Annotated in this window: 13 protein-coding genes; 11 read left to right on the top strand and 2 right to left on the bottom strand. The window is 61.2% G+C overall.

Features of this window, described 5'->3' with window-relative positions; genetic code table 11:
• Positions 1-254: 254 nt before the first annotated feature.
• Positions 255-1,256: a type I glyceraldehyde-3-phosphate dehydrogenase gene (gap, locus tag AB4Z20_RS14770; RefSeq protein ID WP_003198523.1), complete on the bottom strand. Its 1,002-nt coding sequence runs from the start codon at positions 1,254-1,256 to the stop codon at positions 255-257.
• 231 nt (positions 1,257-1,487) lie between these two features.
• Here gap and edd point away from each other — a divergent pair, with 231 nt between their 5' ends.
• From edd to AB4Z20_RS14825, 11 genes are all read left to right on the top strand, one after another.
• Entirely contained in the window at positions 1,488-3,314 is a 1,827-nt protein-coding gene (gene edd / locus AB4Z20_RS14775) for a phosphogluconate dehydratase (protein ID WP_214511638.1), read from the top strand.
• Positions 3,311-4,270, top strand: a complete 960-nt coding sequence (locus AB4Z20_RS14780) for a glucokinase (RefSeq protein ID WP_442090157.1) — start codon at positions 3,311-3,313, stop codon at positions 4,268-4,270. Before edd ends, AB4Z20_RS14780 begins: the two co-directional genes overlap by 4 nt.
• Before the next feature lie 177 nt (positions 4,271-4,447).
• The gene (locus AB4Z20_RS14785; RefSeq protein ID WP_014336913.1) at positions 4,448-5,179 is read left to right on the top strand and encodes a response regulator; all 732 of its coding nucleotides are present in this window, start codon (positions 4,448-4,450) and stop codon (positions 5,177-5,179) included.
• Positions 5,169-6,638, top strand: coding sequence for an ATP-binding protein (locus AB4Z20_RS14790; RefSeq protein WP_253472073.1), 1,470 nt, complete (start codon positions 5,169-5,171; stop codon positions 6,636-6,638). Before AB4Z20_RS14785 ends, AB4Z20_RS14790 begins: the two co-directional genes overlap by 11 nt.
• 241 nt (positions 6,639-6,879) lie before the next feature.
• Positions 6,880-8,139, top strand: coding sequence for a D-mannose isomerase (locus tag AB4Z20_RS14795; RefSeq protein ID WP_320390008.1), 1,260 nt, complete (start codon positions 6,880-6,882; stop codon positions 8,137-8,139).
• A gap of 116 nt (positions 8,140-8,255) precedes the next feature.
• On the top strand, positions 8,256-9,557 hold the full coding sequence (locus AB4Z20_RS14800; protein ID WP_214511642.1) for an ABC transporter substrate-binding protein: 1,302 nt from the start codon (positions 8,256-8,258) through the stop codon (positions 9,555-9,557).
• Positions 9,558-9,728: 171 nt separating this feature from the next.
• The gene (locus AB4Z20_RS14805) at positions 9,729-10,637 is read left to right on the top strand and encodes a carbohydrate ABC transporter permease (RefSeq protein WP_253472077.1); all 909 of its coding nucleotides are present in this window, start codon (positions 9,729-9,731) and stop codon (positions 10,635-10,637) included.
• Positions 10,630-11,475 carry a carbohydrate ABC transporter permease gene (locus tag AB4Z20_RS14810; protein ID WP_014336917.1) on the top strand — a complete coding sequence of 282 codons (846 nt, stop codon included), beginning with the start codon at positions 10,630-10,632 and terminating at the stop codon, positions 11,473-11,475. Before AB4Z20_RS14805 ends, AB4Z20_RS14810 begins: the two co-directional genes overlap by 8 nt.
• 2 nt (positions 11,476-11,477) lie before the next feature.
• Entirely contained in the window at positions 11,478-12,638 is a 1,161-nt protein-coding gene (locus tag AB4Z20_RS14815; protein ID WP_442090158.1) for an ABC transporter ATP-binding protein, read from the top strand.
• Positions 12,639-12,863: 225 nt separating this feature from the next.
• Positions 12,864-14,210, top strand: coding sequence for a carbohydrate porin (locus tag AB4Z20_RS14820; RefSeq protein ID WP_258690497.1), 1,347 nt, complete (start codon positions 12,864-12,866; stop codon positions 14,208-14,210).
• A gap of 248 nt (positions 14,211-14,458) precedes the next feature.
• Entirely contained in the window at positions 14,459-15,313 is an 855-nt protein-coding gene (locus tag AB4Z20_RS14825; RefSeq protein ID WP_214511645.1) for a D-hexose-6-phosphate mutarotase, read from the top strand.
• A gap of 139 nt (positions 15,314-15,452) precedes the next feature.
• On the opposite strand, the gene AB4Z20_RS14830 is transcribed toward AB4Z20_RS14825, so the two are convergent.
• Positions 15,453-16,313: a MurR/RpiR family transcriptional regulator gene (locus AB4Z20_RS14830; protein WP_170842276.1), complete on the bottom strand. Its 861-nt coding sequence runs from the start codon at positions 16,311-16,313 to the stop codon at positions 15,453-15,455.
• Positions 16,314-16,373: the final 60 nt, after the last annotated feature.

Here is a 16,373-nt window from a genome sequence, read left to right on the forward strand (position 1 = left end):
GGCCCGATCTGGTTCGAGTAGATGATAATGCTTATCATCTAATTGACAGGTCAAGCCTTCATTTCATCACGCCGAGCCCATGTTAGGAGCAAACCTTGGGGCAAACCTGTGGGAGCAAAGCTTGCTCGCGATAGCGTTCTCAAAGCCTGCACAGTTGCTGCATGTGACGGTGTCATCGCGAGCAAGCTTTGCTCCCACTGGCCTGCTCCCAAGGTTTGCTCTTACAGGCTCGCTCCACATTGGCCAGCAGTCAGTTATTCGGCGTTACACAACGCCAGGCAGTTATCCAGCATACGGTTGGAGAAGCCCCATTCGTTGTCATACCAGGCCAGTACCTTGAGCAGCTTGCCGCTGGCCTTGGTGTGGTTGGCGTCGAAGATCGACGACAGCGGGTTGTGGTTGAAGTCACTGGAGACCAGCGGCAGGGTGTTGTAGCCGAGGATCTTCGAATGCTGGCTGGCGTGGCGCAGCAGTTCGTTGACTTCTTCGGCCGATGCTTCGCGCTTGAGTTGCACGGTCAGGTCGACCAGGGACACGTTGATCACCGGTACACGCACCGCCATGCCGGTCAGCTTGCCCGCCAGTTCCGGCAGCACCAGGCCCACCGCTTCGGCGGCACCGGTCTTGCTCGGGATCATGTTCTGGGTCGCCGAACGGGCGCGGTACGGGTCGCTGTGGTAGACGTCGGTCAGGTTCTGGTCGTTGGTGTAGGCATGGATGGTGGTCATCAGGCCGCTTTCGATGCCCAACTCGCGGTGCAGCACCTGGGCCACTGGGGCCAGGCAGTTGGTGGTGCACGAAGCGTTGGAGATGATCTGGTGGGACTGGCGCAGGATATCGTGGTTCACGCCGTACACGACGGTGGCATCGGCGCCCTTGGCCGGGGCCGAGATGATCACCTTGCGGGCGCCGGCGCTGATATGCGCGGCGGCCTTGGAGCGATCGGTGAACAGGCCGGTGCATTCGAACACGACGTCGATTTTTTCAGCCGCCCAAGGCAGTTCGGCCGGGTTGCGGATGGCGCTGACCGAGATGCGGTCGCCATTGACCGTCAGGCTTTCGTGATCGTGCTGCACGTCGGCATCGAACGTGCCGTGGACGGTGTCGAACTTGAGCAGATGAGCATTGATTGCACTGTCACCCAGGTCGTTGATGGCGACGATCTGCAGGTCGCGACGATAGCCTTGGGTATACAGTGCACGGAGGACGTTGCGGCCGATGCGGCCAAAACCATTAATTGCGATTCGAAGAGTCATTAACTGCGCCGCCGTCGATTTGTTGTTGGAATTACAAGATTATTCGCATAAAAATAGAAAACAAGCCTTTTTAGTGGCAATATTTTGTTTTATCTACAACGAGTGACCTGAGTCAACTGGTCCGAATGGTCAAGAAACTGTCTGTCGCCTCGCTTTTTACACAGCGTGCAGCGGGCTTTTGATCAGCATAGACAATCAGGTCGCCACACCCGTTAGCCTGGAGTTCTACACATGCATCCCCGCGTTCTTGAGGTCACCGAACGGCTTATCGCCCGCAGCCGCGCCACGCGTCAGGCTTACCTTGCATTGATCCACGGTGCAGCCAGCGACGGGCCGATGCGCGGCAAGCTGCAGTGCGCCAACTTCGCTCACGGCGTGGCTGGTTGCGGCACCGAAGACAAGCATCACCTGCGGATGATGAACGCCGCCAACATCGCCATCGTGTCGTCCTATAACGACATGCTCTCGGCCCACCAGCCCTACGAAACCTTCCCGGAACAGATCAAGAAAGCCCTGCGCGAGATCGGCTCGGTCGGCCAGTTCGCCGGTGGCACGCCAGCGATGTGCGACGGCGTGACCCAGGGCGAGGCGGGGATGGAACTGAGCCTGCCGAGCCGTGAAGTGATCGCGCTCTCCACGGCGGTGGCGCTGTCCCACAACATGTTTGACGGCGCACTGATGCTCGGCATCTGCGACAAGATCGTCCCGGGCCTGATGATGGGCGCGCTGCGCTTCGGTCATTTGCCGACGATCTTCGTGCCAGGCGGGCCAATGGTCTCGGGCATTTCCAACAAGGAAAAAGCCGACGTTCGCCAGCGCTATGCCGAAGGCAAGGCCACCCGCGAAGAGCTGTTGGAATCGGAGATGAAGTCCTACCACAGCCCGGGCACCTGTACCTTCTACGGCACCGCCAACACCAACCAATTGTTGATGGAAGTGATGGGCCTGCACTTGCCGGGCGCCTCGTTCGTCAACCCGAACACGCCGTTGCGCGATGCACTGACTCGTGAAGCGGCGTTCCAGGTCACGCGGATGACCAAGCAAAGCGGCAACTTCATGCCCATCGGCGAAATCGTCGACGAACGCTCGCTGGTCAACTCCATCGTTGCGCTGCACGCCACCGGTGGCTCCACCAACCACACCCTGCACATGCCGGCCATCGCCATGGCGGCGGGCATCCAACTGACCTGGCAGGACATGGCCGACCTCTCCGAGGTAGTGCCGACCCTGAGCCACGTCTACCCGAACGGCAAGGCCGACATCAACCACTTCCAGGCGGCGGGCGGCATGTCGTTCCTGATCCGTGAATTGCTGGAAGCCGGTTTGCTCCACGAAAACGTCAACACCGTGCTCGGTCACGGCCTGAGCCGCTACACCCAGGAACCGTTCCTCGAGGACGGCGAGCTGGTATGGCGCGACGGCCCGATCGAAAGCCTCGACGAAAACATCCTGCGCCCGGTGGCCCGTGCGTTCTCGCCTGAGGGCGGCCTGCGGGTGATGGAAGGCAACCTGGGCCGTGGCGTGATGAAGGTTTCGGCTGTGGCCCTGGAAAACCAGGTCGTCGAAGCGCCGGCCATGGTCTTCCAGGATCAACAGGACCTGGCCGATGCGTTCAAGGCCGGCCTGCTGGAGAAAGACTTCGTCGCGGTGATGCGCTTCCAGGGGCCGCGCTCCAACGGCATGCCCGAGCTGCACAAGATGACGCCGTTCCTCGGCGTATTGCAGGACCGTGGCTTCAAAGTGGCACTGGTGACCGACGGGCGCATGTCCGGCGCGTCGGGGAAAATCCCGGCGGCCATTCATGTCAGTCCCGAAGCTTATGTCGGTGGTGCGTTGGCCCGGGTGCAGGAGGGCGATATCATTCGTGTCGATGGCGTCAAAGGCACCTTGGAATTGAAGGTGGACGCCGAGGAATTCGCCGCGCGCACGCCGGCCAAGGGCCTGTTGGGCAACAACATCGGCACCGGTCGCGAGCTGTTCGGTTTCATGCGCATGGCCTTCAGCTCGGCGGAGCAGGGCGCCAGCGCCTTCACTTCTGCCCTGGAGACGCTTAATTGAAACTGGCTTTGGTCGGTGACATCGGTGGGACCAACGCACGCTTTGCGCTGTGGAAAAACCACACCCTGGAAAACATCCAGGTGCTGGCAACGGCGGATTATGCCTGCCCGGAAGATGCCATTCAGGTGTACCTGAGTGGCCTGGGCCTGAAGCCGGGCGCCATCGGTTCGGTGTGCCTGTCGGTGGCCGGTCCCGTGAGCGGCGATGAGTTTCGCTTTACCAACAATCACTGGCGCCTGAGCAACCTGGCGTTCTGCCAGACCTTGCAAGTGGAGAAGCTGTTGCTGGTCAACGACTTCTCGGCCATGGCCCTGGGCATGACTTGCTTGCGTCCCGATGAGTACCGGGTCGTATGCGAAGGCACCCCGGAGCCGTTGCGCCCGGCAGTGGTGATCGGCCCGGGTACCGGGCTGGGTGTTGGTACGTTGCTGGACTTGGGCGAAGGCCGTTTCGCGGCGTTGCCGGGAGAGGGCGGCCATGTCGACCTGCCCATGAGCAGCCCGCGGGAAACCCAGCTGTGGCAGCACATCTACAACGAGATCGGCCACGTCAGCGCCGAAACCGCGCTGAGTGGCAGCGGGTTGCCTCGGGTGTACCGGGCCATTTGCGCGGTGGACGGCCATGTGCCGGTGCTCGACACCCCCGAATCCATCACCGCCGCCGGCCTGGCTGGCGACCCCATTGCCCTGGAAGTGCTCGAGCAGTTCTGCCGCTGGCTGGGGCGCGTGGCCGGCAACAATGTATTGACGCTGGGCGGGCGCGGCGGTGTCTACATCGTCGGTGGCGTGGTCCCGCGGTTTGCCGATTTCTTCCTCGAAAGTGGTTTCGCCCGTTGCTTCGCCGACAAGGGCTGCATGAGCGATTACTTCAAGGACATACCGGTCTGGCTGGTGACTGCGCCGTACCCCGGCCTGATGGGTGCGGGTGTGGCGTTGGAGCAGTCGATTCCAGTTTGAAATGTGATCCCCTGTGGGAGCGAGCTTGCTCGCGATAGTGGAGTGTCAGTCGCCATTGATGCTGGCTGATACATCGCTATCGCGAGCAAGCTCGCTCCCACAAAGGTTTTGTGGTGTGTTTGTAGTCCTCATCCATCAGGCATAATCGCCCCCATCCAAACAACAAGGACGAGGCTCGTGAGTTCAGTGAACAAATCGATTTTGTTGGTCGACGACGACCAGGAGATTCGCGAACTGCTGGACACCTACCTCAGCCGTGCGGGTTTCCAGGTGCGGACCACGCCCGACGGCGCCGGGTTTCGCCAGGCGCTGAACGATGCACCGAGCGACCTGGTGATCCTTGATGTGATGCTGCCTGATGAGGACGGCTTCAGCCTGTGCCGCTGGGTTCGCCAGCACCCGCGCCAGGCCCATGTGCCGATCATCATGCTCACCGCCAGTTCCGACGAGGCCGACCGGGTCATTGGTCTTGAACTGGGCGCCGATGATTACCTGGGCAAGCCTTTCAGCCCACGGGAATTGCAGGCGCGCATCAAGGCGCTGCTGCGTCGGGCGCAATTCGGCCAGGAGCGCGCCGGGGGTGAAGTGCTGGCCTTCGATGAATGGCGGCTGGACATGGTCAGCCATCGGCTGTTTCACACCGACGGTGAAGAAGTGATTCTCTCCGGTGCCGATTTCGCCCTGCTCAAGTTGTTTCTCGATCATCCCCAGGAAATCCTCGACCGCGACACCATCGGCAATGCGACCCGCGGTCGCGAGCTGATGCCCCTGGACCGGATCGTCGACATGGCAGTCAGTCGCCTGCGCCAGCGCCTGCGTGACACCGACAAGCCGCCACGGCTGATTCGCACAGTGCGTGGCAGCGGTTATCAACTGGCGGCCAGTGTGGTTGCCAGCAATGGTCATTGACTGGATCAAAAAAGTCGCCCGACGGGTACCGGTACCGCGCTCGTTGCTGGGACGGATGCTGCTGCTGACCTTGCTGGTGGTGCTGTTCGCCCAGACCTTGTCCAGCCTGATCTGGGTCTCGCAACTGCGCGCCACCCAGCTTGAAGGCCTGGTCACCAGTGCCCGTAGCCTGGCCCACTCGATGACCGCCAGCGTCAGTTATTTGCGTTCGCTGCCGGTGGCGTACCGGCCATTGGTGCTGGACCAGTTGCGCAGCATGGGCGGTACGCGGTTTGTCGTGACCCTCAACGACAAGCCCCTGGGCATGGATGTGCTGCCGATCACGCCGCGTAAACTGGCGGTGCTCAAGGCGGTGGACGATGTGCTGCGCCGGTCGTTGGGCAGTAACGCCGACATCTCGGTAAATTTTGTCAGCCCCGACGACCTGCGAATTTTCAACGCTGGGCTCAAGCTCGATGAACTGCCCCGTTCGTGGGCTCACTACGCCTTGACCCTGGAACCGGTGAACCCGCCGGTGCTGGTCACGCAGATCCAGATGGCGCCGGGGGAATGGCTGTACATCGCCTCGCTGCTGCCCGAACCCTACACCAGCCTTGAAGAGCAGGACCTGCCCAAGCAACAGGTCGGTTTCATCGTGCTCACCAGCAGCTTGTTGTTGCTGTTCATCGGTTTGCTGGTGCACTGGCAGAGCCGACCGCTCAAGCGTTTGGCCCGGGCCGCGCGGGACATGTCCCTGGGCGCCGAGGTGGAACCGGTGGCCGAGGGCGGCGGCAGCGAAGTGGTGGAGGTGGGGCGGGCGTTCAATGCCATGCGCGAACGCATCAGCCGTTACCTGACGGAACGCAGCCAGTTGTTCAGCGCGATTTCCCACGACTTGCGCACACCGATCACCCGCTTGCGATTGCGGGTCGAGTTGCTGGAGGACGAGAACCTGCAGGCCAAGTTCGGTCGTGACCTGGATGAGCTGGAGCTGTTGGTCAAAGGCGCGCTGCAATGCGTCAAGGACACCGACATCCACGAAAACATCGAGCCGGTGGACCTCAACCATGTGCTCGATTGCCTGGTCGAACCCTACCTGGCGCCCAACGGCAACGGTCGGGTGACCCAGGATGGCCGGGCGCTGGCGCCGTATCCTGGCAAGCCGTTGGCTCTCAAGCGCTGTATCGGCAATCTGATCGACAACGCCTTGAAGTATGGCCAGAACGCCCACCTGCACATCGACGACGATGAAACCGCGTTCATCCTGCACGTCGACGACGAAGGCCCCGGCGTGCCGGAACAGCGCCTGGAGCAAGTCTTCGAACCGCACTTCCGCCTCGCCGGGCAACAGCAGGGTTATGGCCTGGGCCTGGGCATCGCCCGCAACATCGCCCACAGCCATGGTGGCGAAGTGAGCCTGCAAAATCTGCGTGAGGGTGGATTGCGGGTGACGTTGCAGTTGCCTCGCAGTGTGGATTGATCAGACCGCGTTATCGTTCATCGCGAGCAAGCTCGCTCCCACAGGGGTTTTGTGAACGCCGAAGATCCACTGTGGGAGCGAGCTTGCTCCGGGCGGCGTTCCGACGATGGCGCCTGTAGCCTCACCCCATCTCCCAGGTAAATGTCACAACACGGTGACATAACTCGCCCCTTTCGTTACCTGCCCCTCGCCATCCCTTGTTTAGACTCCCTGCGTCAAAACAACAAAAAAGGTACCACCAATGGACACCTTCCTACCGGCCTTCAGCAGTTGGCTGAACGCCCCTGCCCACCAGCAATGGCTTGCCGACGAAGGCTTGCGGCTGCTGGCGTTCGCCAAGGCGTCGAAGCTGGCGGACGGCTTTGGCAACCTGGACGAGCGCGGCCACCTGCCGGCCGATGCCCGGGCCGAGACCATGAACACTGCGCGCATGACCCACAGCTTCGCCATGGCCCACATCCAGGGCTTGCCGGGGTTTGCCGAGCTGGTGGACCACGGTGTCCAGGCGCTGAGCGGCCCCTTGCGCGACGCCGAGCACGGTGGCTGGTTTGCCACGACGCGGCCTGATGAAGACGGCGCGGGCAAGGCGGCCTACCTGCATGCATTCGTTGCCCTGGCGGCCAGTTCCGCAGTGGTGGCCCAGCGTCCCGGCGCCCAGGCGTTGCTGGACGAAGCGGTGCGGATCATCGATGAGCATTTCTGGAGCGAAGAAGAGGGCGCGCTGCGCGAATCCTTCAACCGCGACTGGAGTGAGGAAGAGGCCTATCGCGGCGCCAACAGCAACATGCACGCCACCGAAGCCTTCCTCGCCCTGGCCGATGTCACCGACGACCCACGCTGGCTGGCCCGCGCGCTGCACATCGTCGAACGGGTGATCCACGGCCATGCCGCCGCCAACGACTACCTGGTGGTGGAGCATTTCGATCGCCACTGGCAGCCGTTGCGCGAATACAACCAGGACAACCCTGCCGATGGTTTCCGTCCCTACGGCACCACCCCTGGCCACGGTTTCGAATGGGCGCGACTGCTGCTGCACCTTGAAGCGGCACGCGTGCAGATCGGCATGTTGACCCCGGGTTGGTTGGCCCAGGACGCACAGAAACTCTTCGACCAGAACTGCCGTCATGCGTGGGGCGTCGATGGTGCGCCGGGCATTGTCTACACCCTGGGTTGGGATAACCGCGCCGTGGTTCGTCATCGCCTGCATTGGGTTCACGCTGAAGCGGCGGCCGCTGCCAGCGCCTTGCTCAAGCGCACCGACGAGGCGAAGTACGAAGCCTGGTACCGGCGATTCTGGGAGTTCTGTGACAAACATTTCATCGACCGCTGCAACGGCAGCTGGCATCACGAACTCGATCCGCAAAATTGCCCCAGCGCCGATATCTGGCCGGGCAAGCCGGACCTGTATCACGCCTGGCAGGCGGTCCTGATTCCGCGCCTGCCCCTGGCACCCAGCATGGCGTCAGCCCTGGCGCGGTTATCCAGTCCTGCGCCTGTGTAACCATGTCGTGACATTTGCACGTCCCTTCGTTACCTGCGAAGGGATTCCCTCTGATTAGAATCCATGCAGCGCAAGCACCAGACTTGCATGCATAACAACAAGAAAGGTAATTCTAGATGAATGCGATTTCTCGCCTCGCTACTGTCATTTCTCTTGCTTCCTTGCTTCCCGTCGCAGCATTCCCTGTCACTACCCTTGCCGCTGAATCCAAAGGTTCCGTGGAAGTCGTCCACTGGTGGACGTCGGGTGGCGAAAAAGCCGCGGTCGATGTGCTCAAGGCCCAGGTAGAAAAAGACGGCTTTACCTGGAAGGACGGCGCTGTCGCCGGTGGTGGCGGTTCCACTGCCATGACCGTGCTCAAGAGCCGTGCCGTGGCCGGCAACCCACCGGGCGTCGCCCAGATCAAGGGCCCGGACATCCAGGAATGGGCGTCCACCGGGCTGCTCGACAGCGACGTCCTGAAAGACGTCGCCAAGGCCGAGAAGTGGGACAGCCTGCTCGACAAGAAAGTCTCCGATACCGTGAAGTACGACGGTGACTACGTCGCCGTGCCGGTGAACATCCACCGCGTCAACTGGCTGTGGATCAACCCGGAAGTCTTCAAGAAAGCCGGCATCACCAAGAACCCGACCACCCTCGAAGAATTCTACGCGGCCGGCGACAAACTCAAGGCCGCGGGCTTTATTCCGCTCGCCCACGGTGGCCAGCCTTGGCAGGACAGCACCGTATTCGAAGCCGTGGTGCTCTCGGTCATGGGCGCTGATGGCTACAAGAAAGCCCTGGTCGACCTGGACAACAAGGCGCTGACAGGCCCTGAAATGGTCAAGGCGCTGACCGAACTGAAGAAAGTCGCGACCTACATGGACGCCGACGGCAAGGGCCAGGACTGGAACCTGGAAGCGGCCAAGGTCATCAACGGCAAGGCCGGCATGCAGATCATGGGTGACTGGGCCAAGAGCGAATGGACCGCGGCGAAGAAAGTCGCCGGCAAGGACTACGAGTGCGTGGCCTTCCCGGGCACCGACAAGGCCTTCACCTACAACATCGACTCCCTGGCGGTGTTCAAGCAGAAAGACAAGGGCACTGCGGCTGGCCAGCAGGACATCGCCAAGGTCGTGTTGGGCGAGAACTTCCAGAAAGTCTTCAGCATCAACAAAGGCTCGATCCCGGTTCGTAACGACATGCTCGGCGACATGGCCAAGTACGGTTTCGATTCCTGTGCCCAGACCGCTGCCAAGGACTTCCTGACGGACGCCAAGTCCGGCGGCCTGCAACCAAGCATGGCGCACAACATGGCGACCACGCTGGCCGTACAGGGTGCGTTCTTCGATGTGGTGACCAACTACATCAACGACCCGAAAGCCGACCCTGCCGATGCCGCCAAGAAACTCGGCGCAGCGGTTCAGTCAGCGAAGTAATTAGCGCCGCTTCCCTTGTGGGAGCGAGCCTGTGGGAGCAAAGCTTGCTCGCGATGAACGATAACGCGGTCATTAGAAAGACCGAGGTGCCTTCATCGCGAGCAAGCTCAGCTCCCACACAAGCTCGCTCCCACAAAGGGATGCCCTTGTAACCTTGTTCTGGATCTTCCCATGAGTTCTGTTGCTGTGTTCAGCAAGGCCTCGCCGTTCGATGCATTGCAGCGCTGGCTCCCAAAACTGGTGCTGGCGCCGAGCATGTTCATCGTCCTGGTGGGCTTCTATGGCTATATCTTGTGGACGTTCGTCCTGTCGTTCACCACTTCGACGTTCCTGCCGAACTACAAATGGGCAGGCCTGGCGCAATACGCCCGGCTGATGGATAACGATCGCTGGTGGGTGGCGAGCAAGAACCTGGCGCTGTTCGGCGGCCTGTTCATCGGTGTCACCCTGGTGATCGGTGTGTTGCTGGCGGTGTTCCTTGACCAGCGCATTCGTCGCGAAGGTTTCATCCGCACCATTTACCTGTACCCGATGGCGCTCTCGATGATCGTCACCGGTACGGCCTGGAAATGGCTGCTCAACCCGGGCATGGGCCTGGACAAATTGTTGCGTGACTGGGGTTGGGAAGGCTTCCGCCTGGATTGGCTGATCGACCCGGATCGCGTGGTGTACTGCCTGGTGATCGCGGCGGTGTGGCAGGCCTCGGGCTTCATCATGGCGATGTTCCTGGCCGGCCTGCGCGGTGTCGATCAATCGATCATCCGTGCCGCGCAGATCGATGGCGCGAGCATGCCGCGCATCTACTGGAAAGTGGTGCTGCCGAGCCTGCGCCCGGTGTTCTTCAGCGCCGTGATGATCCTGGCTCACATCGCGATCAAGAGCTTCGACCTGGTGGCCGCGATGACGGCCGGCGGCCCGGGTTACTCCTCCGACCTGCCAGCCATGTTCATGTATTCCTTCACGTTCAGTCGCGGTCAGATGGGCATGGGCTCGGCCAGTGCAATCCTGATGCTCGGTGCGATTCTCGCAATCATCGTGCCTTACCTGTACTCCGAGCTGAGGACCAAGCGTCATGACTAGTCTCGCTGCCAAACCTTCCCTCAGCCTGAGTCGCATCGCCATCTATGCGGTGCTGATCCTCGCTGTATTGCTTTACCTGGTGCCGTTGGTGGTCATGCTGTTGACCAGCTTCAAGACGCCGGAAGACATCAGCACCGGCAACCTGCTGAGCTGGCCGACCGTGGTCAGCGGCATCGGCTGGGTCAAGGCCTGGGCCACGGTCGACGGCTATTTCTGGAACTCGATCAAGATCACCGTTCCGGCGGTGCTGATCTCTACCGCCATCGGTGCCTTGAACGGCTACGTGTTGTCGATGTGGCGTTTTCGCGGTTCGCAGTTGTTCTTCGGCCTGTTGCTGTTCGGGTGCTTCCTGCCGTTCCAGACCGTCCTGCTGCCGGCCTCGTTCACCCTCGGCAAGATGGGCCTGGCCAGTACCACCACGGGCCTGGTGTTCGTGCATGTGGTCTACGGCCTGGCATTCACCACGCTGTTCTTCCGCAACTACTACGTCAGCATTCCCGATGCACTGGTGAAGGCGGCGCGACTGGACGGTGCGGGGTTTTTCACCATTTTCCGGCGGATCATCCTGCCGATGTCCACCCCGATCATCATGGTCTGCCTGATCTGGCAGTTCACCCAGATCTGGAACGACTTCCTGTTCGGCGTGGTGTTCTCCAGCGGTGATTCGCAGCCCATCACGGTGGCGCTGAACAACTTGGTCAACACCAGTACCGGGGCCAAGGAATACAACGTGGACATGGCGGCGGCGATGATCGCCGGGCTGCCGACCCTGCTGGTCTATGTGGTCGCAGGCAAGTATTTCGTGCGCGGTCTGACGGCCGGCGCAGTCAAGGGGTAATCATGGCAACGCTTGAACTTCGCAACGTAAACAAGACCTATGGTGCCGGCCTGCCGGACACCCTGAAGAACATCGAGTTGTCGATCAAGGACGGTGAGTTCCTGATCCTCGTCGGCCCTTCGGGTTGCGGCAAGTCGACGCTGATGAACTGCATCGCCGGCCTTGAGACCATCACTGGCGGCGCGATCATGATCGGCGACCAGGATGTCAGCGGCATGAGCCCGAAAGACCGTGACATCGCCATGGTGTTCCAGTCCTACGCGCTGTACCCGACCATGAGCGTGCGCGAGAACATCGAGTTCGGTCTGAAAATCCGCAAGATGAACCAGGCCGCCATCGACGAAGAAGTCACCCGCGTGGCCAAGCTGCTGCAGATCGAACACCTGCTCAATCGCAAGCCCGGCCAGCTTTCCGGCGGCCAGCAACAGCGCGTGGCCATGGGCCGGGCGCTGGCGCGGCGGCCGAAGATCTACCTGTTCGACGAACCGCTGTCCAACCTCGACGCCAAGCTGCGGGTCGAGATGCGTACCGAAATGAAACTGATGCACCAGCGCCTGAAGACCACCACGGTCTACGTGACCCACGACCAGATCGAAGCCATGACCCTGGGCGACAAAGTGGCGGTGATGAAGGACGGGATCATCCAGCAGTTCGGCACGCCAAAAGACATCTACACCAACCCGGCCAACCTGTTCGTGGCGAGCTTCATTGGTTCGCCACCGATGAACTTCATCCCGCTGCGCCTGCAACGCAAGGACGGTCGCCTGCTGGCGCTGCTCGACAGCGGCCAGGCCCGTTGCGAGCTGCCGATGGGCATGCAGGACGCAGGCCTGGAAGACCGCGAAGTGATCCTGGGCATGCGCCCGGAGCAGATCATGCTGGCCGGCAGCGAGCCCAACGGCTTGCCGACCATTCGCGCCGAAGTCCAGGTCACCGAGCCCACCGGGCCGGATACCCTGGTGTTCGTCAATCTCAACGAGACCAAGGTCTGCTGCCGCCTGGCGCCGGACGTGGCACCGCAGCCGGGGGAAACCCTGACGCTGCAATTCGATCCGTCGAAGGTGCTGCTGTTCGACGCGCAGTCCGGTGAACGCCTGGGCGTGGCTGGCCAGCCGCAAGCCGATGCTCGGTCGCCGAACGTAGCGCAGTTCAAAGGCCGGTGAAGAACAAATGGGGGGAGGGGGCTTGTGGGAGCAAAGCGTGCTCGCGATGAACGATAACGCGGTCATTCGAAAGACCGAGGCGCTTTCATCGCGAGCAAGCTCAGCTCCCACACAAGCTCTCTCCCACAGGAAGGAGTATGCGGTGAGTGGGGGACCATCCGCCGCAATCGTTGTAAACCGCGTTAGATAAAAACAGTTAATAACAATAAAGACGAGGATGTAGGGATGAAGAAGAAAAATAACGCCCAGCTTATCTGCCAGTTGTCAGCCGTTGCGGCGATGATGCTGGCCGGTAGCGCACACGCTGCCGACGCATTCAGCGCCGATTCGCAGTGGATGACGGGTGACTGGGGTGGCGAGCGGACCAAGCTGATCGAGCAAGGTATCGATATCAAGGCTGACTACGTCGGTGAAGTGGGCGCCAACTTGCATGGCGGCTACAACAACGACAAGACAGCGCGTTATGCCGACCAGTTTGGTCTGGGCGTGGCGCTGGACCTGGAAAAGCTGTGGGGCTGGGATAACACCCAGGCCAAGATCCAGCTCACCAACCGTAACGGTGAAAACATTTCCAATGATCGTGTCGGCGACCCGCGTGCCGGCACCTTGAGTTCTTCCCAGGAAGTCTACGGCCGTGGCCACATGGTCCGTCTGACCCAATTGTGGATCAAGCACCAGTTCCTCGATGGCAAGCTGGACGTCAAGGCTGGTTACTTCGGCGAAGGCGAAGACTTCAACACCTTCCCTTGCGAGTTCCAGAACCTGGCATTCTGCGGGTCCCAAGCGGGTAACTGGGCAACCGGCATCTGGTACAACTGGCCGGTCATGCAGGCGGCGATTCGCGTGAAGTACAACATCACGCCTGAGTTCTACGCGCAGATCGGTGCGTACAACCAGAACCCCTCGCAACTGGAACACGGTAACGGCTTCAAGCTCAGCGGCAGTGGCACCAAGGGTACGGTCATTCCGATCGAGGCGGTCTGGTCGCCGAAGATCAACAACCTGCCGGGCGAATACCGTGTCGGTTACTACAAGAGCACGGCCGATGCCAATGACGTCCGTGAAGACGACAATGGCGATGACGCCGCGACCACCGGCAACGCCTATCGCAGTCACAACAGCAAGCACGGCTACTGGTTCGTGGCGCAGCAACAGCTGACTACCCACAACGGCGACGCTTCTCGCGGCCTGAACATCGCGGCGAACGCGACCTTCCACGACAAGGACACCAACTTCGTCGACAACTACCAGTCGCTGATGTTCGTGTACAAGGGGCCGTTCGATGCGCGTCCTAAAGATGACATCGGGATTGGTTTCTCCCGTATCCATGTCAACGATGACGTGAAGAAAAACGCCGAGCTGACCAACGCTGCCAACGGTGTCAGCGACTACAACGATCCGCTGTTCGCGCCGTTGCGTGACACTGAGTACAACTACGAACTCAACTACGGCATCCACGTAACCAACTGGCTGACCGTGCGTCCCAACCTGCAATACATCACTCACCCAGGTGGTGTGGATGAAGTCGACAACGCGCTGGTGGCCGGCCTGAAAATTCAGTCGGTGTTCTAACGCTGTTGCGATAAGCTCCTCTCTATGTGCGCATATTTGCGGACGGCCAAGGCTGTCCGCTTTTTTTTGCAAGGTGGCTGGCACAGAACCTGTGGGAGCAAGGCTTGCCCGCGATGAAAACAACGCGGTCTCCCAGGGAAGCGAGGCGCTTGCATCGCGAGCAAGCTTTGCTCCCACAGATAAATCGCCTTGCCGCAACAAGCGTTGCAAACAGATGAGCAACTCAATGATTTCCAGGACCGCGGCCCATGCATGAGCATCCGCTACAACGCTTTTTCAGATCCTTGCGCGAACGCCCGGTGTTCGCGTGGGAGCGCTATCGGCAGCGCGATGTGTTGGTGATCGACCACCCGTTGTGCCAGGCGGTGTTCAGTCGCCAGGGCGCACAGTTGCTGCATTTTCAGCCCAAAGGCCAGAAACCCTGGTTGTGGTGTGCGGCCAAGTGGCCGCAAGTCGGTGCGATACGCGGCGGGGTACCGGTGTGCTGGCCTTGGTATGGTCGTCATCCCAGCGAAAACGCCTGGCCATCCCATGGCTGGGCGCGGTTGATCGACTGGAAACTGCTCGACAGCCACAGCGATGAAGACGGTGTGCATTTGCATTGGCAACTGCAACTGTGCGACTGGCAAGTGGACCTGCATGCGGACCTGGGTGAACGTATGGAGCTGCGCTTGAGCACCGAGCACCAGGACAGCCTGCCATGCCAGTTGAGCCAGGCCTTGCACGCCTATTGGCGTATTGGTGACGTCGGTGAGGTAGCGCTGTCTGGACTGGAGGGCGCACAGGGCTACGACCAGTTGAGCCGTGCGGTTTGCCAGCAGGAAGGCGAGTTGCGGGTCGAGGGCGGCTGCCAGCGGGTGTTCCAGCATGAGGGGGAATTGCAGCTCAAGGACCACGCCTGGCAGCGCGAATTGTGCATCGACACCGGCGACAGCGCCGACACCGTGGTCTGGCATCCCGGCGCGCGACCGTTGCTGGGGGTGAGTTGGGATGAAGTCAGCGAATTCGTCTGCGTCGAAGCGGCCAGTGGCGGCACCGACAGCCTGTGCCTGGCGCCGGGGGAGCGGGCGCACCTGAGTTTGCAGGCGCGGGTGGGGGCTTAGCTCAGGATCTTCGGTGTGGCGGCTGGCCCCATCGCGAGCAAGCTCGCTCCCACAGGGTTTTGTGAACACCAAGGATCCAGTGTGGGAGCGAGCTTGCTCGCGATGGCTGACTATCAGACACCGAAGGCTCTGGACCGAATCAGTTGAACTCATCCCCCACCGGATACCGGCTGGCGTTCAAGCTTTCCTTGATCTTGCGCAGATGCGGCTGGAAGTCCACGCCCCGACGCAGGGTCATGCCGGTGGCGAGCACGTCCAGTACGGTGAGCTGGATGATCCGTGAGGTCATCGGCATATAGATATCAGTGTCTTCTGGCAGGGGGATGTTCAGGCTCAGGGTGCTGGCCTTGGCCAGTGGCGAGCCTTCGGCGGTCAGGCCCAGCACCGACGCGCCGTTTTCCCGGGCGATGCGCGCCACTTCCACCAGCTCACGGGTACGACCGGTATAGGAAATGATCACGAACAGTTCACCGGTATGGGCCACGGACGCGATCATGCGCTGCATCAGTACGTCGGCGTGCGCGGTCACCGCCAGGTTGAAGCGGAAAAATTTGTGCTGGGCATCCAACGCCACCGGGGCGGAGGCGCCGAGGCCGAAGAAGTGGATCTGCCGGGCCTGGATCAGCAGGTCCACGGCGCGACTGATCAAATTGGGATCAAGGGCCTGGCAGGCGCTGTCCAATGAGGCAATGGCACTGCCAAAGATTTTCCGGGTGTAGGCTTCCGGGTTGTCGTCGGCCTCCACTGCACGGCTCACATAAGCAGCGCCGCTGGCCAGGCTTTGGGCCAGTTGCAGCTTGAGTTCCGGGTAACCGCTGACGCCGAACGAGCGGCAGAAACGGTTGACGGTCGGTTCACTGACCGAAGCCGCCTGGGCGAGGGCGGCGATGCTGAAGCGGGTCGCCTGCTGCGGGTTGAGCAGGATGATCTCGGCCACCTTGCGTTCGGCCTTGTTCAGGTCTTCAAGGCGACTCTGGATCTGTTCCAGTAAATTTCGCACGCGGTCCATACAAGATTCCTAGGAAGACGGGTCTTTGATACGACCCTTTGCGGTGGCCTA

The sequence above is a fragment of the Pseudomonas sp. KB_12 genome (assembly GCF_052114545.1).
GTDB classification, from domain to species: domain Bacteria; phylum Pseudomonadota; class Gammaproteobacteria; order Pseudomonadales; family Pseudomonadaceae; genus Aquipseudomonas; species Aquipseudomonas brassicacearum.